Here is a 21,419-nt window from a genome sequence, read left to right on the forward strand (position 1 = left end):
TCGTCAAGGCTCCTTGGGGGCGGTATTGCGCTGCAGTATTCGCTGCTGCACGCGCCGCGTGATGATCTCATTTACCCGGTCGGTCAGCTGCAGGCTGGCGAGCAGGTTGGGGATGTCCTCCTCCAGGTTGATGTTGAAGTGTATCGGTCGACCGTTCTCGATAGCCGGGTTCTGACCCTCAAGGCGCATGGCCAGGCGCAGTTTGCCGTGCTGATCATAGTCGACCGAGCTGCTCAGGGTGGTGAAGCGGAAGTCCTCCAGGGACTGCGTCACCAGCTGCATCGCCGGGTTGCTGCGGCCCAGGGCCTTGATCTTCTCCGAGCTGAATTGCAAGTGACCACCGGGCTGGCGGGCAGCGATCTGGCCGTTCTCGACCTCGATACCTTTCTGGCCGAGGCGCACCGGTAAGTCACCGTCCAGCGTGCCACTGCCCGCCAGACCTTCAGCGGGGTAGAGGGCGAACAGCTGCTGGAGTTCCAAGCCGCGAACCTGGATGGGGAACAGTTGATTGCCTGCGGCCAGATCCCATTGCCCCGGCGTGAGGGTGACTTGCCCGCCCATCAGCGCGGTGCGTGCAAGGTTCACCTCCAACTGCCCTTTGTCGACACTTGCCAGTGATGCGCTGTAGCGACCGCGTGCCTCGATTGGGCCAATGGGCAGGCCGGGGTTGGCCTGCTGTATTTTCAGCTCTTGAATGGCCAGGTCGAAGCGTTGGCGCGCCAGTTTGAATTGCAGGCGAGTGTCCAGGCCGCTGAGTTCGGAGCGGTCGTAAATACCGCCCAGGCCTTTGCCGGTCAGGTTCAGGTCAACACTTGGCGCGTTGCTGCCGGCAGCCAGTGTCAGGTTTGCGGTGGCGTTCACGCGGCCGCTGTTCAAGTCGAGCAGCTCTGGCCATTGCACCAGGGTTTTGGCCAGTGGATTGCCGGAGCGTAGAAACAGCTCGCCGAGGGTTGCCTTGAGTTGCAGGGTCTGTTTGGTGTCGAGGCTGGCGTCGAGGTCGAGTTGCAGCTCGCTGTCGTTAGTGACCTTGCCGCGCAGGGTGCCGGCCAGATCCGCTGCCGTCACCTGGCCTTGTAAGTGCCAGCCTTGAGGTTTGAGATTGGCTTGTTCCAGGCGTGTGGTGCTCAGGTTCAATGGGCCTTTGAATTGCCAACCTTGCAGGGCGTCATCCTGCAGCGTCAGATTAAGCGCGGTGCCGCCGAGAGCAACCTGCAGCCTTTGCGCGGCCAACTCAGCGCCTTTCAAGGTGGCGGTCTGAATTGCGGAGCCTTGGCCAAGGTTCAGCTCAACTGCGTTGCCGTCGGCGTAGCCAGCAAGGTTGAGATTTGTGGTCAGCTCGCCGGCTTGCCAGCCCGCTTGGTTCACCTTGGCCGTGCTGGTGTTGAGGCGTGTGTCGGCGAACTGCACGGCCCAGGGCGCGGCGCTTGCCACCGCCAGGCGGCCCTGCAGATCGAGGTGGGTGGCGCCACGTAATGCGGCGGTCACTTTCAGCGGCAGGCTGCGGTCGGCCAAATCGGCACGCAGGTTGTCGAGTGCAGCGTCAGGCTGTACTTCGATATGCAGGGATTCGCCACGCAGCTCCGGTGGCAGCGACTGTAACCAGTCGCCGCTTGGCTCGGTGAGTTGCAGATCGGCTTCGAGGCGACTGGCGATCCATTGCTGCCCCTCGTTGTGCGCCGCCATGGCCAACTGACCCTGCAACTGCCCAAGGTTGGGGAAAGGCCACGGCTGTGGCAGGTTGCCCTGCAGGTCGAACTGGCCGCTGGAGGCCAGCAGGTTGTCCACATCCAGCTCACGGCGCGGCAGGTTCAGTTGCCATGTGCCGCTGAGGCTGACCTCGCCTGGTGCATCAGGCCATTGCGCGTCATCTGGCACGGTCCAGGCGCTCAGCCAGTTCTGCAGAGTGGCCGCCTGGGTAAGCCTCATGGCGTCGAGCTTGCCGCTCCACGTCATGCCATCGCCAACTTGTTGAAGCTTGCTGTGAAGGGTTATTTGCGGTTGCTGATCGACTGCCAGGCTCAGCGTCAGGTCGAAGGCATCGCCTGCTGGTTGCAGTTCGAGCAGGCCGCTCACGATCTGCGCCTGATAATCGAGGTTCAGTTGCAGTCTCAGGTGATCATCGTCGCCGCGCAGCAGGCTCAGGTCTCCGGTGGCAGTGCAGCGCCGGCGGGCGCAGGGCAGGGTGGCGTCCAGTTGAGCGACCTGCAGGCTAAGTGGCAGCACAGCTAGCGGGGCGGAGAGTTGCTGGAGATCGAGGTCGGTTGCCGCAGTACTCGGCGTGGCGCTTTCGGCTGCCGGCTGCCAGTCGAGTGACAGACGGTCGATTTCCAGATGCTGCCAGAACGGCAGGCTGAAACCGAAATCGCGCCAGGCCAGCCCAATGCTGTGGCTTTGCAGGCTCAAGGTGCCGGCGGCGCTGCGCTGGCGCATGTTCAGGCTGTCGATGTGCAGGCCATCAGCCGATAGTGAAAGGCCGCTCCAATTCAGGTCTTCGACACCGCCTCGCTGCAACAGATAGCGGCCACCCAGATAAACGGCAGCTGAAAATGCCAGGAGCAGGGCAAATGTGACAGACAGTCGCAGCCAGATGCGGCGGCTGAGCATGGGCGTTGGTCCATAAACGGATGAATGGGCGACGGTAACCCGAACCAGATGGGCATGCCAAACCGAGCTTGCCTGGACCGCGTTGCACAATTTCATGTCGCGCAGATGACATGAGCGCAATTGGTGCATGAGCTACATGCCACGGCCGTCGTGGCGTACCTCAATGTCAAGCCTATTTGCGCCCTGCAAAAGGGCACCTCAGAGGCCTCTTCTGCGAACTTGTGCACAATCGCGATGCAGCTTGTCAAGCAGCAGATTGCCACTTGCCAAAACGCCTCCAGTATCGTAGGGGTAATTATAAGTTTATGAAAAATATAGACTTTTTATATGTGGCGAAAAAATGATCAGTTTGACTTGGAGCCCCATATCATCAGCGTTAGAAGGTATTTCGCCCATCATACCCACAAAGTTATCCACAGCTTCTGTGGATTGTCGTGAGGGGCCGCTCTAGGGCGGCCTGGGCTTTACCTGTGAATAAAAAAGAGTAGAGTGGCGCGCCTGTTCAAAACCCCCGTTTTAGCCTTATGCCCCGCGTTTTACTCCACACCGAACTTAATACGCTTCCCGTCCGTGCCCAGGTTCCTGTTCGTGTCGCTTCCTGGCTACTCGACAGCCCACGCATCGGTCATGCGCCGAGTGTCAAGCGCATCGCTGGCCGTCTGCTCAAGCAGCCCGCGCGCCAGGGCGTGATTCAGGCGCAGAGCCGCCTCGGCCAACTCCTCTGCCGTGACTGCGGCAATACCCGTGACCGCCGCATCGGCTTCGAACTGCTGCGTCAGGCGGCGCGCGCAGGCGACGGTTTGGCGCAACTGGAGTTGGGGCGCCTGTACTGTCAGCCGCGCACCCTTGAACCAGAGCAGGCCAGGCACTGGTTGGAGCTAGCGGCGCTGCACGGGCACGACGAAGCGCGGGACTTGCTGGGGCGGCTGTAGTCGCGCGGTTATACTGCCCGGCAGACTTACCTGGATGCTTTTATGCCCTTTGATTTCGTAACGCTGCTGCCGGCTTTCATGGTTGGCGCGCTGGTCGCCGCCGTTCCTTTATGGCTGCGCATGGCGGCCCTGGCCCGGCAGGCTGAGGAGATGCGCCTGCAGTTGGGGCTGGCTCAGGAGCGTATGAATGCTGCGCAAATGGCCCAGGCGGGTTTGAGTGCGCAACTGGACAATTGCCGTGAGGAGCTCGCCGAGATCCTCGAGATCAAGGCTGACCAGCAGGCCGAGCTGGCCGCCTTGCGCCGCGAAACTCATCTGCTGCAGAACGATTTGCAGCTCGCGCGTGAACAGTTCAGTAGCGTGCAGGCCTTGCGCGAGCGCCAGGAAACCGAGCTGCGGCGCCTGGACAGCGAGCGCGCTGGCCTGGCTGCCGAGCTGCATGAGCAACAGGAAAACCATCAGCAACGCCTCGAAGACCTGCAGGGCGCCCGCGACGCCTTGCGCGCGCAGTTCGCCGAGCTGGCTGGCAAGATCTTCGACGAGCGCGAGCAGCGTTTCTCGGAAACCAGCCAGCAGCGCCTCGGCCAATTGCTCGATCCACTCAAGGAGCGCATCCAGTCGTTCGAAAAGCGCGTCGAGGAAAGTTACCAGCAGGAAGCCCGCGAGCGCTTTTCCCTGGGCAAGGAACTGGAGCGCCTGCAGGGCCTCAATCAGCGCCTGAGTGAAGAGGCGATGAACCTCACCCAGGCGCTCAAGGGCCAGAAGACTCAGGGCAACTGGGGCGAGCTGGTGCTTGAGCGCGTGCTCGAACATGCAGGCCTGCAAAAGGGCCGCGAGTACCACACCCAGGTCAGCCTGAAGAGCGCCGATGGCGAGCGCTTCCAGCCGGACGTGCTGATCCAGCTACCGGGCGAGAAGCAGGTGGTGGTCGATGCCAAGGTCAGCCTCACCGCCTACCAGCAATGTGTGGCCGCTACCGATGAAGCGACGCGCCAGCTCGCTCTCAAACAGCACGTGTTGTCGCTGCGCAGCCACCTTAAGGGCTTATCGCTCAAGGATTACCAGCACCTTGATGGGCTGCACAGCCTGGATTTCGTGCTGCTTTTCGTGCCTATCGAGGCGGCATTCGCTGCCGCTTTGCAGGCTGATCCGGGGCTGTTTCAGGAGGCCTTCGACCAGCACATTGTGATCGTCAGCCCGACTACGCTGCTGGCCACGCTGCGGGTGATCGACAGCCTCTGGCGCCAAGAGCGACAAAGCCAGAACGCCCGGGAAATCGCCGAAAGGGCGGGTGCGCTGTACGATAAGTTCGTCGCCTTCATCCAGGATCTCGACGAAGTCGGCATGCGCCTGCAGCAGCTCGACAAGGCTTATTCCGGTGCGCGCAACAAGCTGGTCGAAGGCCGCGGCAACCTGATCAGCCGCGCCGAGAACCTCAAGTTGCTCGGCGCCCGGGCCAGCAAGAGCCTGCCTCCTGAGTTGCTCGAACGAGCTGCCGGCCTGCAGCTGGAAGACCCTGAAGGCGATTGAACCCCTCTTATCGTTGATCGCAGCCTGGGCAATTTCATGCTCCAGGCTGGACGACGCTTATATTTTGTCTATCTTGTCTGTTGTCGTACTTCTAGAGGGTGTGACGAACTTGCTTGGCTGGCTATTTTCAATCTCCCTGAGATTGAATAAATATCAGTATATTCAAAATATTGGCCATAAAAAGGATAAGAATATGCCGCTCACAGAGAGCTCAATCGCAGTAAATTTGTATGCCGAATCAATCCAGAAAAAGTATGTTGTCATACCGCTAGCGTTTTTGTTCAGTGCCTCTGCCATGGCGCTGGACGCACCTAGCAAGGTTCAGGTGCCGACTCTGGCCTACGATGACAGCCAGATCATCCTGGTATGGGAAAAACCGGAGAACACCGCTGGTATCGTCGATTATCACGTCTACATGGATGGCAAGAAACTGGGCGGCGCCAACGCCAACAATGACCAGCATTCGCCAGCCAAACCGTACATCGATCAGTTCTACAAGGCCGATACGGAAAACTTCCATCACCGCATTTCCATCCACAACTTCACCGTCGATGGCCTGAAGCCCGAGACCGAATACCGCTTTACCGTGCGCTCGGTGGATGCAGAAGGTCGCGAGTCAGGCGACAGCCCAGTGCTGGTGCAGCGCACCACCGCTACTCCCGAGGTGTTCAACGTCGAGGAGAGGGGCGCCAAAGGTGACGGCAAGACGCTCAACACCGCCGCTATCCAGAAGACCATCGATGCCTGCTCGCTGAACTGCAAGGTGTTGATTCCGGCGGGCGTATTCAAGACCGGCGCACTGTACCTGAAAAGCAACATGACCCTGGAGATCGCCGAGGGCGCGACGTTGCTCGGTTCGGAGCGCAGCGAAGATTACCCGCTGCAGGGCTATATCCAATACCCGTATTCGACCATGGTGCGCCCGGCGTCGTTGATCAACGCGCTGCCGCGCGATCCGCGCCGGCATCAGGCGTTCGAGAACATCCGCATCGTCGGCAAGGGCACCATCGACGGCAACGGCTGGAAGCGCAACGACGACAGCCAGGACGAGCTTGGCAACCCGCTGCCGTTCTATCGCGCCAGTGATAACACCCGCTACATGGAAGACGGCATTCTCGCCAAGGATCAGGTCGAGAAGGCGGTGGCGCGCGGCATCATCGTCAAGGACGCCTACGGGCAGATGCGCTCGTCACTGATGACCCTGCGCAACGTCAAGAACGTGTTCTACGGCGGCTTCACCGTGCTCAACCCGGCCTACCACGGGATCATGAACCTGGAGACCGAGAACCTGGTGATGGCGGGTACCGTGCACATGACCTACGACGCCAACAATGGCGACGGCATCGAGTTCGCCAACAGCAAGGGCGCCATGGTCTTCAACAACTTCTTCGACACCGGCGACGACTGCGTCAACTTCGCATCCGGCACTGGCGCCGATGCCACCAAGCAGCCGCCCCAGGAAGATGCCTGGATCTTCAACAACTACTTCCGTCGTGGCCACGGCATGGTGGTCGCCGGTAGCCATACTGGCGGCTGGATCCAGAACATCCTCGCCGAGGACAACGTGTCCGATGGCACCGACACAGGCCTGCGCATGAAGAGCACCAACTTCATGGGCGGCGGCGCGCGCAACGTCACCTTCCGCGATTCGGCGATCCGTAATACGGTCAAGCAGGGCGTGATCATGACCCTCGACTACCACGACCCGAACGCCATCCTCGACTACAAGCGCTCGACCGTGCCAGGGCAGTTCCGTGACATCCGCGTGGCCAACGTGACGGTGGAAGATGCCGCCGGTGCGGCGATTCAGGTCAAGGGCGACAGCGCTCACGACGCCTTCCACGAGAACGTCGCCTTCGAGCAGGTGCGCTTCAAGGGCAAGGCAGGGGCGCAGATCGATGGCCTGCGGGACTCAAGCTTCACCGATGTCAGCTTCGTCGGTACTGAAGGCTATCCCTGGAACATCAAAGGCAGCGAAGCGCTCAGCTTCGACCGCGTCGAGCCGCAGCCTAAACAATGAGTGCCAGGCGCGGGGCGGCTCAGTCGTCCCGCGTCAGCACTTCCAGCAGCTCGATTTCGAAAGTCAGGTTCGAGTTGGGCGTGATATGCGCGCCCATCGAACGCTCGCCATAGGCCAGGTGAGCGGGCACGAACAGGCGCCGCTTGCCGCCGACCTGCATCCCGATAAGGCCTTGATCCCAGCCCTTGATCACGCGCCCGGTGCCAATCACGCACTGGAATGGCTTGCCGCGCGCATAGGACGAGTCGAACTCGGTGCCATCTTCCAGCCAGCCACGATATTGCGTGGTGATCAGTGCGCCTTTGACTGCTGCCTTGCCGTCGCCCTGGTGGATATCTTCGATACGTAGTTCGTCGCTCATTGCCATGTTTCCGAGAGTGCAGAGGGGCGCGTTTTTCGCAGGAAATGCGGGGCTTGGCAACAGCGGCGAAACGAGGCATTCATTGCTCACACCTTTGTGGGAGCGGGCCATGCCCGCGAAAAAGTCACGGGCATGAACCAGGCGTCCACGGCCTTTCCCACAGGTAGCTCGTCGCTTTACTGCTGCGGCAGCCTTGTAGGATGGGTGAAACCCATCGGTTATTGATGGGTTGCACCCATCCTACGCCCTGCGAGCCCTTTTGGGAGCGGGCGGGGACGCCTAGTCGATGCTCGCGATTTCTCGCGCGCATGGCGCGCTCCCACAAGGCGGGCATCTCAGCCATATAGGATGGGTGAAACCCATCAATGGCTCGATGGGCTTCACCTACGCGGCCCGACCCACCCTACAACTACATCTTTAGCCGCGAGCTTTCGCGTTGATAAAAAGCTCGGGGCTAAAGCCCCTCCCACGAGGTCGCTGGATGTTTGCTTTTGCCTTATTGCCGCGGCAAATGCCGGCTGATCAACGCCCGCAGCGCCGCCGGTTTCACCGGTTTGGGCAGAAAATCCAGGCCGGCCGCATGCACCTGGGCGATCAGTTCGGGGCGGCCGTCGGCGCTGATCACCACACCGGGTACCGGCTCGCCCAGGCGGGTGCGCAGCCAGGCCATCAGCTCGGTGCCGGTATCGCCTTCGTCCAGGTGATAGTCGACCAGCGCCAGGTGTGGACGCACGTCCTCGTCGAGCAGTTGCTCGCACTCGGCACGGGTGCGCGCCGACCACACCTGGCAGCCCCAGCGCGACAGCAGGCTGTGCATGCCGGTGAGGATGCTTTCCTCGTTGTCGATGCACAGCACCTGAGTGCCAGTCAGCAGTTGACCGTTGCCCTCGGGGCGCGCCCGTTGGACTGCCGGTGCCTGGCTGCGGGCGATGGGCACGGTAACGCTGAACACGCTGCCTTTGCCTGGCCAGGAGCGCACTTCCAGGCTGTGATCGAGCACCCGGCACAGCCCGTCGGCGATGGCCAGGCCCAGGCCCAGGCCTTTTTCGGCGCGGGTCTGGTGGCTGTCCAGGCGCTTGAATTCTTCGAAGATGGTCTGGCGTTTGTCTTCGGGAATGCCTGGGCCACGATCCCAGACTTCCAGGCGCAGGTGCCCGCCCTGGCGGCGCACGCCAAGCAGCACCCGACCCTTGGCATAACGGAAGGCGTTGGTGAGGAAGTTCTGCAGCACGCGGCGTAGCAGCTTGATGTCGCTGTCTACACGCAGCTTGCTACCTCGCATATGAAAATCCACGCCATGCTCGGCAGCCAGGACTTTGAATTCGGCGCCCAGGGTGTCGAACAGGCTGTTCAGCGCGAAGGCGTTACGGTCTGGGGTGATACGGCCGTTTTCCAAGCGCGAGATATCCAGCAAATCGCTGATCAGGTCCTCGGCCGAGCGCAGCGAGCTGTCGAGGTGGCGCACCAGTTCTTGGGCTTCTCGCGGCAGGGCTTCTTCCTGGTGGGAGAGGGCGGCGGAGAACAGCCGGGCGGCGTTGAGCGGTTGCATCAGGTCATGGCTGACAGCCGCGAGAAAACGGGTTTTCGAGGCGTTGGCCGCTTCGGCCACGCCAGTGGCGGCGGTCAGTGCCTTGTTCAGTTGCGACAGCTCATGGGTACGTTCGGCGACGCGCTGCTCGAGGCCTTCGTTGGCGGCCTTGAGCGCACGTTCGGCTTCGCGGAATTCGGTGATGTCGGTAAAACTCATGACGAAGCCGCCGCCGGGCATGGGGTTGCCGATCAGCTCGATGACCCGACCGTTGGGGAATACCCGTTCGTAACTGTGGGCGGTGCCCTGGCGCATCCAGTACAGGCGTTTGGCGACGCTTTCCTCGACGTCGGCGCTGCCAAGCATGCCGCGCTCGGCATTGAAGCGAATGATCTCGGCAATCGGCCGGCCGACGCAGATCAGTCCCTCGGGATACTCGAAGATTTCCAGATAACGCTGGTTCCAGGCAACCAGACGCAGGGACTGGTCGACCACGCTGATGCCCTGGCTGATGTTTTCGATTGCGCCCTGCAGCAGCGCGCGGTTGAACTGCAGCACTTCGCTGGCCTCGTCGACGATGCGCACCACGTCTTCGACCTGCATGTCGCGGCCTTCGATGGCCGCTTTGACCACCGCACGGGTCGATGAGGCGCCGAGCACGCCCGCCAACAGGCGTTCGGTGTGGGCGATCCATTCGCTGCTTGCCGGTTGCGCGGAATTGAACGGCTTGCCCTGGCGTGCGGCGAAGAGGCTGAAACTGTCCTGCGCGCGTTCCTCACCGACGAAGCGGCCGGCCAGCATCAATAGATCGTTGACCTGTACGGCCAGGGCGCTGCGCCCACCCTGCTTGTGGCCGAAGTCGTGGTTGACGAAGCGCCCGGCCTGCCAGTGTTCGGAGACCCGGGTGCGCGAGAAGAACGACACCCAGGCGAACAGCGTCAGGTTGCCGGCCAGCGACAGCACCACTCCACGGGTCAGCGCGTCCACTTCGAAGCCTATTGGCGCGTACAGCAAAGTGCGCAGGCCTGGGAAAATGTCCAGCGGCCAGCCAAGGCCACGGGCCAGCACCGGCAGCACCAGGGTGTAGATCCACAGCGCCGCGCCGGTGATCAGCCCGGCAAACACGCCGCGGCGATTGGCCTGCTTCCAGACCAGCGCGCCGAACATCGCTGGTGCCAACTGGCCGATGGCGGCGAAGGAGATTTGCCCGATGGTCGCCAGGCTGGCGTTGGTGCCGAGCAGCCGGTAGCACACGTAGGCCAGCAGCAGGATCAGCACGATGCTCACCCGCCGCGCCGTGAGCATCCAGTGGCGGAACGCCTCGAACGGCCGCTCGGTGCTTTTGCGGTGCAGCAGCCAGGGCAGCAGCATGTCGTTGGAAATCATCGTCGACAGCGCCACGGAGGCGACGATCACCATGCCGGTGGCCGCCGAGGCGCCGCCGATAAATGCCAGCAGCGCCAAGGCTGGGTGCGCTTCGGCAAGCGGCAGGCTGATGACGAAGGAGTCCGGGCTCACCCCGGTTGGCAGTAGCATCTGCCCGGCCAGGGCGATGGGAATCACGAACAGCGCCGCCAGCAGCAGGTACAGCGGGAACACCCAGCGCGCCAGGCGCAGGTCGCGCGGTTCGGTATTTTCCACCACGGTGACGTGGAACTGCCGCGGCAGGCAGACGATGGCGATCATTGCCATGCCGGTTTGCACCAGCATCGCCGGCCAGTTCACCGCCTCGGCCCAGTAAGTCTCCAGTTCGGTGCTGCGCTGCGCCTGGCTGAACAGGTCGCCGAAGCCGTTGTATAGGCCAAAGGTGACGAAAGCGCCGACGGCGATAAAGGCCAGCAGCTTGACCAGCGACTCGAAGGCGATAGCCAGCACCATGCCGCGGTGGTGTTCGGTAACGTCCAAGTTGCGGGTGCCGAACACGATGGTGAACAGCGCCAGAATCACCGATACGATCAGCGCGGTGTCCTGGGCGCGGGTGCCGTCTGGGTCGGTTTCCGAACCGATCAGCAGGTTCACGCCTAGCACAATGCCTTTGAGCTGCAGGGCGATGTAGGGCAGCACGCCGACCAGGCAGATCAGTGCCACGACGATGGCCAGGGACTGCGACTTGCCGTAGCGCGCGGCGATGAAGTCGGCAATCGAGGTGATGTTTTCCTGCTTGCTGATCAGAACCATCTTCTCGATCACCCAAGGGGCGAAGAGCAGGAGCAGCATCGGCCCCAGGTAGATTGGCAGAAATGACCACAACTGCTCGGCGGCCTGGCCGACGGCGCCGAAGAACGTCCAACTGGTGCAGTACACCGCTAGCGAGAGGCTGTAGACCCAGGCGCGGATCTTAGGCGGCAGCGGTTTGCGGCGGCGGTCGCCGTAGAAGGCGATGGCGAACAGCACGGCCATGTAGAGCAGGGCGACTGCAGCAATAAGCCAACTGGACAGCGACATGCAGACTCCACGAAAACATGAGGGCAATAAGGCGAGCGTATGGGATAGCGGACTTGCGCTCACCTGCGTAGTGTCGCAGCAAAGCGGCGTAGCGTCAGGCGCTACCAAGGTCGCAGGGGCGTGGCTTGGCCTTTGCGGCACTCTGTGCTCAACGGTTTTTTGGCAGACAGGCCGGTTGTTCGATGAGAAACTGAGCGGCCTGGCTGCGTTGTAGATGGAGAAGAAACGATGTTCAAGCCGCAATTGATCACCCTGCAACGCGGTGCCTTGCGCATCGAGCCGTTGCTCGATGGGGATATTCCGGCGCTGGTCACCCTGGCCGAAGCCAACCGTGAGGAGCTGCTCTACATGAGCGGCACGCAACGTCTGGACTGGTATCGCCTGGCGCTGCAGGAGCAGCGCGACGAGCGTGCCTTGCCGTTCGTGATTCGCTTGGGTGATCAGGTAGTAGGCACCACCCGTTTTGCCGATTTCATGCCGACCCTGCCTGCCGTGGAAATCGGCTGGACCTGGCTGGACGCGGCCCAACACGGCACGGGTCTCAACAGCATGATCAAGTACCTGATGCTGCGCCATGCTTTCGAGAACTGGCAGATGGTGCGTGTGCAACTGAAAACTGCGGCCAGCAATCTGCGTTCGCAGCGCGCTATCGAGAAGCTCGGCGCCATCCGCGAAGGGCTGCTGCGCAACCATCGCCGCCTGGCCGACGGCCGCCTCGACGACACGGTGCTGTACAGCATCACCGACCAGGAGTGGCCGGTGGTCAAGGCTGGGCTGGAGTCGCGCTTCGGCGTGTGAACCATGCCCTCCGGCGAGCGCATCCGCTTCTGGGAAAGCCCCGCGCTGGCCGGCGTGGAGCTGCTGCAGGCGCGCTATATCAAACAGCGCTTTACCCCGCATGTGCATGAAGGCTTCGTGTTCACCGTGATCGAGGGCGGTGCCCAACGCTTTCGCCATCGCGGCGCCGACCACCTGGCGCCGGTCGGCAGCATGGTTCTGATCAACCCCGATGAAGTGCATACCGGTTCGGCCGCTCACGAGCAGGGCTGGTTCTATCGGGCTTTTTATCCGGCGCCGGTGCAGGTCAGCGGCGTGCTCGACGAACTCGGGTTGGCACAGCGCGGCTTGCCGTCTTTCGCGGCCAGCGTGCTGCAGGATGTGCAACTGCACCAGGCGTTCGGCCAACTGCATCGTCTGCTCGACAGTGATGCCAGCGTGTTGCAACAGCAGACCGCCTGGCGCGAGACGCTGCTGATGCTGTTTCAGCGCCACGCGGGCGTCAGCCTGGCGCCGGTGCCCGGCCAGGAGCCGCGTGCCGTCACCCAAGCTAAAGAGTTGCTGGCTTCGCGCCTCGGTGAGCCGCCGTCGCTGGAAGAGTTGGCGGCTGCAGTGAACCTCTCGCCGTTTCATTTCGCTCGGGTATTTCGCCGCGCCACTGGTCTGCCACCCCATGCCTGGCTACAACAGCGCCGCCTGGAACAGGCGCGGGCGCTGCTGCGTGATGGCTGCGCGCCGTTAAACGTTGCCCTGCAACTGGGCTTCGCCGACCAGAGCCACCTGACGCGGCAGTTCAAGCAGGCTTACGGCGTGGCCCCGGGCGAGTACCGCAATGCGTGCCATCGCAGCCCAGTAGCCTTTGGCTGAGCGAAGCGATACCCAGGGCTGAGTAACGGCAACAAGAGACCTGCGTACTACCTGTGGAAGCGGGCCATACCCGCGAAAAGTCGCGAGCGCGGCCCGCTCCCACAGGTACAGCACAGAATCCCGAGTATCGCGTGAGCTGCGCAAGATTGTTCAAGACAGCAGGGGCAGGGCGGGCTAGCCTCACTCGCTCCTGATCGCCCACAGGCGATCTTTCAGCCAAGCGATAAGCCGATGTCCCGAAACCAAGAGTTCTTCCAGGGCCTGCACGACATGCTGCCGATGCTGCTCGGCGCCATGCCGTTCGGGATCATCTATGGCAGCCTGGCCGGTGCCGCCGGGCTCGATGCCTGGCAGACCATCGGCATGTCGGTGCTGGTATTCGCTGGTTCGGCGCAGTTCATCGCCGTCAGCCTGCTGACCGGTGGCGCCACCCTGGCGGTGCTGTGGCTGACCACCCTGGTGGTCAACCTGCGCCATGCGCTGTACTGCGCCACCCTGCAGCCCTTCGTGCGCCACCTGCCCAAGCGCTGGCGCATGCCGTTGGCATTCTGGCTGACCGATGAGGCCTTCGCCGTGGTGCAGCAGCGCTACGCGCGAAACGACGACTCGCCAGACAAGCACTGGTACTTTCTCGGCGCCGGCCTGGCCATGTACGGAAACTGGGTTGGTTGCACGCTGATCGGCCTGCTGTTCGGCCAGGCGGTGCCGAACCTGGCGGCCTGGGGGCTGGATTTCGCGATGATCGCTACCTTCGTTGGCATCGTCGTACCCATGTTGCGCAACCGTCCGCAGGTCGCTGCGGCGCTGGTCGCGGCCGTCACCGCGCTGGTCTTCCACGACCTGCCCTACAAACTCGGGCTGATGGCCGCTGCTTTTGCCGGCATCGTCGTCGGCGTGGCGCTGGAACGTTATCAACGGCCGCTGCAGGAGGAGCTCTGCTGATGGAAAACTGGGTCCTGATCTTCGGCATGCTGGCGATCACCTTCGCCACCCGCTACAGCCTGTTCGCCTTCCCCGACCTGCGCTTTCCCCAGGCGGTGCGCCAGGCGCTGCATTACGTGCCGACCGCAGTGCTCACTGCCATCGTGGTGCCGGCCATGCTGCTGCCGGACGGGCGCAACTGGGCGCTGAACTGGGATAACGCCTACCTTATGGCCGGCCTGGCGACCATCGCCATCGCCGTGGTGACGCGCCACCTGCTGGCGACCATCGGCGGCGGGCTGCTGATCTTCTTCGGGCTGCGCTGGGCGCTGGGCCAGTTGCCGATCTGATGCGAAGCCGGATTGTTCCAGTTATCGCAATAAAGTAGTGCCAACAACACGTATTCATCAAAACGCCGCTTGGTCGCAAGCTGGTTGCACGGATCGGGAACTCTCCCGGCCCACCGTCAACCAGGAGCCGACCCATGAAAATCCACCACGTCCCCCTGTCCGGCCACGCCCATCGCGCCGTGCTGTTCGCCTCGCTGCTGGGCCTCAAGCCTGAGCTGGTCGAGGTCGACCTGGCTGCCGGCGCCCACAAACAGCCTGAATTTCTGGCGCTCAACCCGTTCGGCCAGGTGCCGGTGCTGGAGGATGACGGCGTGGTGGTGGCCGACTCCAACGCCATCCTCGTTTACCTGGCCAAGAAAACCGGCCGTACCGACTGGCTGCCGGAAGACCCGGCGGGCGCGGCGGCGGTACAGCGCTGGTTGTCCGTGGCCGCTGGCGAGTTGGCTTACGGGCCCTGTGCGGCACGATTGATCACGGTGTTCGGTGCCGACTTCAACGCCGAGGAAGTGATCTCCCGCGCCCACGTGCTGCTCGCGCGCCTGGAGCGCCACCTGAGCGGTCGCCAGTGGCTGGCCGCTGACCACCCGACCATCGCCGACGTGGCGCTTTACAGCTACCTGGCCCGGGCGCCGGAAGGCAATGTTGACCTGTCGGCCTACGGACAGGTCCGCGCCTTTCTGGCACGCATCGAGGCGCTGCCCGGCTTCGTCGCGATTCCCGAAACGCCTGTCGGGCTGACTGCCAACGCCTGAGCCTCCACCCGCCGCCATCTGGAGAACAGCCATGACCGACCTTGCGAATACGTCCGCCACCTGGCATCCGGGCGAAACCTTCATTCAGGAGAAGCTCGGTGTCGCCGAGCGGATGGCGGCGGTCGGCCAGCGCGTGGTGCGCGACTTCATGCCCGACCAGCACCGCGATTTCTACGCCCAGTTGCCATTTATCGTGCTCGGCAGCGTGAATGATCAAGGCGATGCCTGGGCCGGCATGCTCGAAGGTCAGGCTGGTTTCATGACCTCGCCAACGCCTACCGTGCTGGAGATCGCGGCGCGGCCGCAGGCCGGTGATCCGGTTGGGCAGGGCATGACCGAGGGCACGGCGCTGGGGCTGCTGGGCATCGAGCTGCACACCCGCCGCCGTAACCGCATGAATGGCGTGGTGGCGGCAGGCGGGCAGGGCCTGCGGATAGCGGTCGAGCAAAGCTTCGGCAACTGCCCGCGTTATATCCAGCAGCGCGATTTCAGCTTCGCCCGTGATCCGGCGACGCCATTCGCTGCTGAGGTCGAGCAACTGCCGGCGCTGGATGCCGCTTCGCGTGGGTTGATCGAAAACGCGGATACCTTCTTTGTCGCGACTTATGCCGATGTCGAAGGTCGGCGCCAGGTCGATGTCTCGCACCGCGGCGGTAATAGCGGCTTCGTGCGGGGCGAGGCAGATAGCACCCTGACCATCCCGGATTTCAATGGCAACCTGTTCTTTTCCACTCTCGGCAATATCGTGCTCAACGGCAAGGCAGGCCTGCTGTTCGTGGATTTCGCCACGGGCGATGTGCTGCAGCTGAGCGGTGATGCCGAAGTGGTTTTCGACTCACCGGAGATCGGTTCATTCCAGGGCGCCGAGCGGCTGTGGACGTTCCGGGCCCGGCGTATCGTGCGCCGCCCGGGCGCCATAGCCCTGCGCTGGGCGCTACGCGAGGACGGTTGGGCGGACAGCTCGCTGCTCACCGGCAATTGGCAGCAGGCAGCTGACCGGTTGCGCGCGGCCCGGTACGCCACGCAATGGCGGCCGATGAAAGTCGCGCGCATCGTTGAGGAAAGCCAGTCGATCCGCTCGCTGCACCTCGAACCCGTCGACGGCGCCGGGCTATTGCCGCATCTGGCCGGCCAGCACCTGCCGATTCGGCTGCAGCTTGGTACGGATGAAAAACCGCTGATTCGTACCTACACCCTGTCCGTCGCGCCGTCCGATGGCCTTTACCGGATCAGCGTGAAGCGTGAAGGGCGGGTGTCGCAATTCATCCATGATGGGTTGCGTGAGGGCGATCTGATCGAAGCCCGCGCGCCGGCCGGTGCCTTCACTCTCGATACGCAGGAGCAGCGCCCGCTGGTGCTGCTGGCCGGTGGTATCGGCATCACACCGATGCTGGCGATGCTGCGCCATGTGGTTTACGAAGGCTGGCGCCAGCAGCGGATCCGGCCGGTCACCCTGTTCTACGCCGCGCGTTCGAAAGCCGAGCGCGCGTTTGATGGTGAGCTGGCGGATCTGGTCGCCGCGGCCCAAGGCTCAGTGAGACTGGTGCGAGTGCTCAGCGACACCAGGGGCGCTGAGCCGGGCGTCGATTACGACACGGCAGGGCGTATCGATATGGCGCTGTTGACCCGCTACCTGGCCTTCGACGATTACGCCTTCTACCTGTGCGGGCCGCCGGTTTTCACCCGGGGGCTGTATGACGGGCTGCGCGGTTACAACATCGCCGATGGGCGCATTTATGCCGAGGGTTTCGGGCCGGCTTCCCTGGTGCGTCGCCCCGATCAGCCGGCAGCTGCCACCGTAACGGTTGCGCCGGCAACCGAGGCGGTAGCGGTGCTGTTTACCGAGTCGCTGAAGGAAGCGCGCTGGACGCCAGGCTCCGGCACCTTGCTGGAATTGGCCGAAGCCCGCGGCCTGGAGCCTGAGTTCAACTGCCGCGAAGGCTCCTGCGGCACCTGCAAGACCCGCCTGCTGAAAGGCGCGGTGAGTTACCTGAAAGAACCCAGTGCCCAGCATGGCGACGACGAAGTACTGATCTGCTGCGCCGTACCGGCGCAGCCGCAAAACACCGATTATCAGCGCCTCGAACTGGCGCTCTGACAACCACCCACACCCTGTGTTCTTAATGTAAATGAGGAGTTCTGCCATGTCCCGTCCACCGCTGCCGCCGTTCAATGAACAATCCGCCATCGAAAAAGTGCGCCTCGCCGAAGACGGCTGGAACAGCCGCGACGCAGCCAAGGTGGCGCTGGCTTATACCGTCGATACCCGCTGGCGCAACCGCGTCGAGTTCGTCAGCAACCGCGCCGACGCCGAAGCGTTCCTGACCCGCAAATGGAACCGCGAACTCGACTACCGGCTGATCAAGGAGCTATGGGCCTTCACCGGCAACCGCATCGCCGTGCGCTACGCCTACGAATACCACGACGACAGCGGCCAATGGTTCCGCGCCTATGGCAACGAGAACTGGGAATTCGCCGAAGACGGCCTGATGCGCGCCCGTCACGCCAGCATCAATGAACAGCCGATCAGCGAGGCCGAGCGCAAGTTTCATTGGCCGCTTGGGCGCCGGCCGGATGATCATCCGGGGCTTAGCAGTTTCGGCTTCTGAAAGCCTGTTCACGCGCTTTTGTAAGCGTATGAAGCTCGGCGCCGGTAGCAGGCAGGGATTGCTTCAAGGCAGAAGCAGCCGTTCGCTACGTAGGGTGGATGACGCTCTTTTCATCCACCATTGCGATCGCAAAGCGGTGGACGGGTGAAGCGTCGTCCACCCTACAAAAGGCCGCTACCGCCACGTTCCTGCCACTGGTTTTGCTTTCCAGAAGCAGCCTTGAGTGATCCTGAACGCGCTCTGCGTATGCAGTTGTGCCCCCACTCGGCGCTACCAGATACGGCATACTCACTTGGCTGCGCCACTAGCGCAGCCAGCGCTTGAGTATAGGAGTGGGCAAATGGATCGTTGGCAGGCGATGCGGGTATTTGTGAAGGTCGCGGAGACGGGGAGCTTCGCCAGCACGGCGCGGCAGATGCACATGAGTGCGCCGGCGGTGACGCGCATCGTTGCCGGCCTCGAGGACCTGATCGGCGCGCGGTTGCTGGTACGCACCACGCGCTCGGTGAAAACCACCGATGCGGGCAGCCGCTATCTGCAGGACTGTCGGCGGATTCTCGGCGATATCGCCGAGGCGGAGCTGGCCGCCGCTGGTCATTACGCCGAGCCATCCGGCACCCTCGCCATTACCGCCGCGTCGATGTTCGGTCACCTGCATGTGTTGCCGCTGGTGCTCGATTACTTGGATGCCTACCCGGGCATGTATGCGCGCACCTTTTTCGTCGACCGCCCGGTGAACATCGTCGACGAGGGCATCGACGTGGCGATCCGTATCGGTCACCTGGCGGACTCGGGCTTCACCGCCATTCAGGTCGGTTCGGTGCGCCGGGTAATCTGCGCAGCGCCGTCTTACTTGGAAAAATATGGCGTCCCGACTACGCCCGCCGATCTCAAACATCACCGCATCGTCGTCTCGCAAAGTGCCTGGGCCTCGCCGGAATGGCGCTTTGCCGAGGGACAGCGGGTGCTGGTCGATCCGGTGCTGCAGTCCAACACCAACGAATCGGCGATCGCCACGGCGCGCGCCGGCTGGGGGCTGACCCGGGTGCTGAGCTATCAGGCCGGCCCTTCCCTGCAGGAGGGCGCGCTGCAGGTCGTGCTCGAGGCCTTCGAGGAGCCGCCGCTGCCGATTCACGTGTTGTACCCCGAAGGCCGCCAGGCGCCGGCCAAGGTGCGTGCCTTCGTCGATCTGGCCGTGGCGCGGCTGCGCGGTAATCCGCTGTTCAACTGAAAAGGCGCCGCGGTCGACAAAAAATCGCGAGGCTGTGGCTTTGCTCGAGCCGTTGCAGTCCAATGCTCATCGAATCCGCATTAAGGAAAGGTCTCGATGAGTCAGCAATCGCAATTCGCTCTGCTGAAAAGCCGGCGCTTCCTGCCGTTCTTCATCACCCAGTTGCTCGGTGCATTCAACGACAACATCTTCAAGCAGTCGTTGATTCTGGCCATTCTCTTCAAGCTCAGCCTCGACACGGACCGCGATCTGATGGTCAACGTGGCGGCCATGCTGTTCATCCTGCCGTTCTTCCTGTTCTCCTCGCTGGGCGGCCAGTTCGGTGAAAAGTTCGCCAAGGACCTGTTGATCCGCCGGCTCAAGTTCTTCGAGATTTTCATCATGGGCGTCGGTGCGCTCGGCGTAATGCTAGGCAGCCTGACGCTGATGCTCGGTGTGTTGTTCGCCATGGGCCTGCAGTCGGCGCTGTTCGGCCCGGTGAAGTACTCGATCCTGCCGCAGGCGCTCAAGCCCGAAGAGCTGGTCGGCGGCAACGCGCTGGTGGAAATGGGTACTTTTCTGGCGATTCTGGCGGGCACCATCGGCGCTGGCCTGATGCTCACCAGCGCCCACTACAGCGTGATCGTCGCCGCGTCGGTGGTGCTGGTGGCGGTGCTCGGCTACCTGTCGGCGCGCGGCATTCCGCGGGCTGATGCCGCGCTGCCCGAGCTGGCGCTGGACTGGAATATCTTCCGGCAGACCTGGCTGACCCTGCGCATGGGCCTGACGCAACCCAAGGCGGTGTCGCGCTCGTTGGTCGGCAACTCGTGGTTCTGGTTTCTCGGCGCGGTGTACCTGACGCAGATTCCGGCCTACTCGAAGGAGTGGCTGCACGGCGACGAAAGTGTGGTGACGCTGATTCTCACCGTGTTCTCGGTAGGCATCGCCTTGGGTTCGATGCTTTGCGAGCGCATGAGCGGGCGCAAGGTGGAGATCGGTCTGGTGCCGTTCGGTTCCATCGGCCTGTCAGTGTTCGGCATTCTGCTGTGGTGGGCGTCGGGTGGTATTCCCGAAGCAGCGCAGCCCTATGACTGGCTGGCGCTGCTGGGCTTTGGCCACGCCTGGTGGGTGCTCGGTTCGATTCTCTGCATCGGCGTGTTTGGCGGTTTCTACATCGTGCCCTTGTATGCGCTGATCCAGTCGCGCACCGCCGAGAACGAGCGGGCGAGGGTGATCGCCGCCAATAACATCCTCAACGCGCTGTTCATGGTGGTGTCGGCGCTGGTGTCGATCCTCTTTCTCAGCGTCGCCGGACTGTCGATCCCGCAGCTGTTCCTGGTCATTTCGCTGATGAACGTGGCGGTGAACAGCTACATCTTCAAGATCGTTCCCGAATTCACCATGCGCTTTCTTATCTGGCTGCTTGGCCACTCGATGTACCGGGTGACACACAAGGGGCTCGACTCGATTCCGGAAGAGGGGCCGGCAGTGCTGGTGTGCAACCACGTGTCGTTCGTCGATGCGCTGTTGATCGGTGGCGCGGTACGGCGGCCGGTGCGCTTCGTCATGTACTACAAGATCTACAACCTGCCGGTGCTCAACTTCATCTTCCGCACTGCTGGCACGGTGCCGATTGCCGGGCGCAGCGAAGACCTGCTGGTGTTCGATGCGGCGTTCAAGCGTATCGGCGAGTACCTGCGTGACGGCGAGCTGGTGTGCATCTTCCCCGAGGGCAAGCTGACCGCCGATGGCGAGATCGACGAGTTCAAGGCCGGCGTCGAGCGCATCCTGCAGGACAATCCGGTACCGGTGATTCCCATGGCGCTGGGCGGCTTGTGGGGCAGCTTTTTCAGCCGCGACCCGCAGAAGGGCTTGTTCCGCCGTTTCTGGTCGCGGATCGATCTGGTGGCGGGCGCGCCCATCGAGGCAGAGGCGGCTACGCGGCAGGTGCTGCAGGCCGAAGTGCGGGCGCTGCGTGGCGATAATCGCTGAATGAACAAGCCCACCAATCGGCGGGCTTTTCGTTTCAGCCGTGGCTCATCTTCAAGCCGATCAGGCCGCAGATAATCAGCGCCACGCTTGCCAAGCGGATCAATGCCATGGACTCGCCAAACAGGATGATCCCGGCGATCACCGTGCCGACTGCGCCCACGCCTGTCCAGATGGCGTAGGCGGTGCCCAACGGCAACTCCTTCATGGCCAAGCCGAGTAGGCCCAGACTGATGACCATCGCCGCGACGGTAAGCACGGTGGGAAGAGGGCGGGTGAAGCCTTCGGTGTATTTCAGCCCGACGGCCCAGCCGACCTCGAACAGGCCGGCGAAAAACAGAATGATCCAGGACATATGACCCTCACGGATGGCGGTGGGGTCGTCCCCGGCAGTCAGACACTGAAATCCAGGGTCGTCCCCGGCGTGCACCGCTATTGTGCATGACGCGGTCGTTTGGGCAAGTCAGCTTGGCAGTGACTGTTGGCAGGCCATCATCGGATGGGGCGCCTGGTGCAAGTCACGG

Annotated in this window: 16 protein-coding genes; 12 read left to right on the forward strand and 4 right to left on the reverse strand. The window is 62.8% G+C overall.

Annotated elements, in window-relative coordinates; translation table 11 throughout:
• Positions 1 to 3: 3 nt before the first annotated feature.
• On the reverse strand, positions 4 to 2,604 hold the full coding sequence (locus BUC40_RS07320; protein WP_073264174.1) for an intermembrane phospholipid transport YdbH family protein: 2,601 nt from the start codon (positions 2,602 to 2,604) through the stop codon (positions 4 to 6).
• A 524-nt stretch (positions 2,605 to 3,128) separates the two neighbouring features.
• Between BUC40_RS07320 and BUC40_RS07330 the strand changes: the two genes are divergently transcribed.
• From BUC40_RS07330 to BUC40_RS07340, 3 genes are all read left to right on the forward strand, one after another.
• Positions 3,129 to 3,536, forward strand: coding sequence for a tetratricopeptide repeat protein (locus BUC40_RS07330; RefSeq protein ID WP_073264178.1), 408 nt, complete (start codon positions 3,129 to 3,131; stop codon positions 3,534 to 3,536).
• Between the two features lie 42 nt (positions 3,537 to 3,578).
• The gene (locus tag BUC40_RS07335) at positions 3,579 to 5,066 is read left to right on the forward strand and encodes a DNA recombination protein RmuC (protein ID WP_073264180.1); all 1,488 of its coding nucleotides are present in this window, start codon (positions 3,579 to 3,581) and stop codon (positions 5,064 to 5,066) included.
• 295 nt (positions 5,067 to 5,361) lie between these two features.
• Positions 5,362 to 7,086, forward strand: coding sequence for a glycosyl hydrolase family 28 protein (locus BUC40_RS07340; protein WP_244160618.1), 1,725 nt, complete (start codon positions 5,362 to 5,364; stop codon positions 7,084 to 7,086).
• Positions 7,087 to 7,105: 19 nt separating this feature from the next.
• Here BUC40_RS07340 and BUC40_RS07345 read toward each other — a convergent pair whose 3' ends face one another.
• A complete protein-coding gene (locus BUC40_RS07345; protein WP_073264184.1) occupies positions 7,106 to 7,447 on the reverse strand; it encodes an FKBP-type peptidyl-prolyl cis-trans isomerase in 342 nt (113 codons plus the stop codon).
• 496 nt (positions 7,448 to 7,943) lie between these two features.
• Entirely contained in the window at positions 7,944 to 11,420 is a 3,477-nt protein-coding gene (locus BUC40_RS07350) for a hybrid sensor histidine kinase/response regulator (RefSeq protein WP_073264186.1), read from the reverse strand.
• Between the two features lie 228 nt (positions 11,421 to 11,648).
• Here BUC40_RS07350 and BUC40_RS07355 point away from each other — a divergent pair, with 228 nt between their 5' ends.
• The 9 genes from BUC40_RS07355 to BUC40_RS07395 all read left to right on the forward strand — a co-directional run bounded on the left by BUC40_RS07355 (position 11,649) and on the right by BUC40_RS07395 (position 20,898).
• Complete coding sequence (locus BUC40_RS07355; protein ID WP_073264188.1) at positions 11,649 to 12,218, forward strand: GNAT family N-acetyltransferase; 570 nt, start codon at positions 11,649 to 11,651, stop codon at positions 12,216 to 12,218.
• Positions 12,219 to 12,221: 3 nt separating this feature from the next.
• Entirely contained in the window at positions 12,222 to 13,064 is an 843-nt protein-coding gene (locus BUC40_RS07360; protein ID WP_073264190.1) for a helix-turn-helix transcriptional regulator, read from the forward strand.
• Positions 13,065 to 13,295: 231 nt separating this feature from the next.
• Positions 13,296 to 14,006 carry an AzlC family ABC transporter permease gene (locus tag BUC40_RS07365; protein WP_073264192.1) on the forward strand — a complete coding sequence of 237 codons (711 nt, stop codon included), beginning with the start codon at positions 13,296 to 13,298 and terminating at the stop codon, positions 14,004 to 14,006.
• Complete coding sequence (locus BUC40_RS07370) at positions 14,006 to 14,335, forward strand: AzlD domain-containing protein (RefSeq protein ID WP_073264194.1); 330 nt, start codon at positions 14,006 to 14,008, stop codon at positions 14,333 to 14,335. Before BUC40_RS07365 ends, BUC40_RS07370 begins: the two co-directional genes overlap by 1 nt.
• A gap of 134 nt (positions 14,336 to 14,469) precedes the next feature.
• Positions 14,470 to 15,087: a glutathione S-transferase family protein gene (locus BUC40_RS07375; RefSeq protein WP_073264196.1), complete on the forward strand. Its 618-nt coding sequence runs from the start codon at positions 14,470 to 14,472 to the stop codon at positions 15,085 to 15,087.
• Positions 15,088 to 15,118: 31 nt separating this feature from the next.
• A complete protein-coding gene (locus tag BUC40_RS07380; protein ID WP_073264198.1) occupies positions 15,119 to 17,185 on the forward strand; it encodes a 2Fe-2S iron-sulfur cluster-binding protein in 2,067 nt (688 codons plus the stop codon).
• A gap of 46 nt (positions 17,186 to 17,231) precedes the next feature.
• Positions 17,232 to 17,696, forward strand: a complete 465-nt coding sequence (locus BUC40_RS07385; RefSeq protein WP_073264200.1) for a nuclear transport factor 2 family protein — start codon at positions 17,232 to 17,234, stop codon at positions 17,694 to 17,696.
• Between the two features lie 340 nt (positions 17,697 to 18,036).
• Positions 18,037 to 18,927 carry a LysR family transcriptional regulator gene (locus BUC40_RS07390; RefSeq protein WP_073264202.1) on the forward strand — a complete coding sequence of 297 codons (891 nt, stop codon included), beginning with the start codon at positions 18,037 to 18,039 and terminating at the stop codon, positions 18,925 to 18,927.
• A gap of 96 nt (positions 18,928 to 19,023) precedes the next feature.
• The gene (locus BUC40_RS07395) at positions 19,024 to 20,898 is read left to right on the forward strand and encodes an MFS transporter (protein ID WP_073264204.1); all 1,875 of its coding nucleotides are present in this window, start codon (positions 19,024 to 19,026) and stop codon (positions 20,896 to 20,898) included.
• A gap of 34 nt (positions 20,899 to 20,932) precedes the next feature.
• Here BUC40_RS07395 and sugE read toward each other — a convergent pair whose 3' ends face one another.
• Positions 20,933 to 21,250: a quaternary ammonium compound efflux SMR transporter SugE gene (gene sugE / locus BUC40_RS07400; RefSeq protein ID WP_073264206.1), complete on the reverse strand. Its 318-nt coding sequence runs from the start codon at positions 21,248 to 21,250 to the stop codon at positions 20,933 to 20,935.
• Positions 21,251 to 21,419: the final 169 nt, after the last annotated feature.

It is taken from the genome of Phytopseudomonas punonensis, from assembly GCF_900142655.1.
GTDB lineage: Bacteria > Pseudomonadota > Gammaproteobacteria > Pseudomonadales > Pseudomonadaceae > Aquipseudomonas > Aquipseudomonas punonensis.

Coding starts and splice junctions, on each gene's coding strand:
- BUC40_RS07355 (WP_073264188.1), top strand. CDS start 11,649: ATGTTCAAGCCGCAATTGATCACCCTGCAACGCGGTGCCTTGCGCATC.
- BUC40_RS07375 (WP_073264196.1), top strand. CDS start 14,470: ATGAAAATCCACCACGTCCCCCTGTCCGGCCACGCCCATCGCGCCGTG.
- BUC40_RS07340 (WP_244160618.1), top strand. CDS start 5,362: ATGGCGCTGGACGCACCTAGCAAGGTTCAGGTGCCGACTCTGGCCTAC.
- BUC40_RS07380 (WP_073264198.1), top strand. CDS start 15,119: ATGACCGACCTTGCGAATACGTCCGCCACCTGGCATCCGGGCGAAACC.
- BUC40_RS07370 (WP_073264194.1), top strand. CDS start 14,006: ATGGAAAACTGGGTCCTGATCTTCGGCATGCTGGCGATCACCTTCGCC.
- BUC40_RS07330 (WP_073264178.1), top strand. CDS start 3,129: ATGCCCCGCGTTTTACTCCACACCGAACTTAATACGCTTCCCGTCCGT.
- sugE (WP_073264206.1), bottom strand. CDS start 21,250: ATGTCCTGGATCATTCTGTTTTTCGCCGGCCTGTTCGAGGTCGGCTGG.
- BUC40_RS07395 (WP_073264204.1), top strand. CDS start 19,024: ATGAGTCAGCAATCGCAATTCGCTCTGCTGAAAAGCCGGCGCTTCCTG.
- BUC40_RS07365 (WP_073264192.1), top strand. CDS start 13,296: ATGTCCCGAAACCAAGAGTTCTTCCAGGGCCTGCACGACATGCTGCCG.
- BUC40_RS07335 (WP_073264180.1), top strand. CDS start 3,579: ATGCCCTTTGATTTCGTAACGCTGCTGCCGGCTTTCATGGTTGGCGCG.
- BUC40_RS07360 (WP_073264190.1), top strand. CDS start 12,222: ATGCCCTCCGGCGAGCGCATCCGCTTCTGGGAAAGCCCCGCGCTGGCC.
- BUC40_RS07385 (WP_073264200.1), top strand. CDS start 17,232: ATGTCCCGTCCACCGCTGCCGCCGTTCAATGAACAATCCGCCATCGAA.
- BUC40_RS07350 (WP_073264186.1), bottom strand. CDS start 11,420: ATGTCGCTGTCCAGTTGGCTTATTGCTGCAGTCGCCCTGCTCTACATG.
- BUC40_RS07320 (WP_073264174.1), bottom strand. CDS start 2,604: ATGCTCAGCCGCCGCATCTGGCTGCGACTGTCTGTCACATTTGCCCTG.
- BUC40_RS07345 (WP_073264184.1), bottom strand. CDS start 7,447: ATGAGCGACGAACTACGTATCGAAGATATCCACCAGGGCGACGGCAAG.
- BUC40_RS07390 (WP_073264202.1), top strand. CDS start 18,037: ATGGATCGTTGGCAGGCGATGCGGGTATTTGTGAAGGTCGCGGAGACG.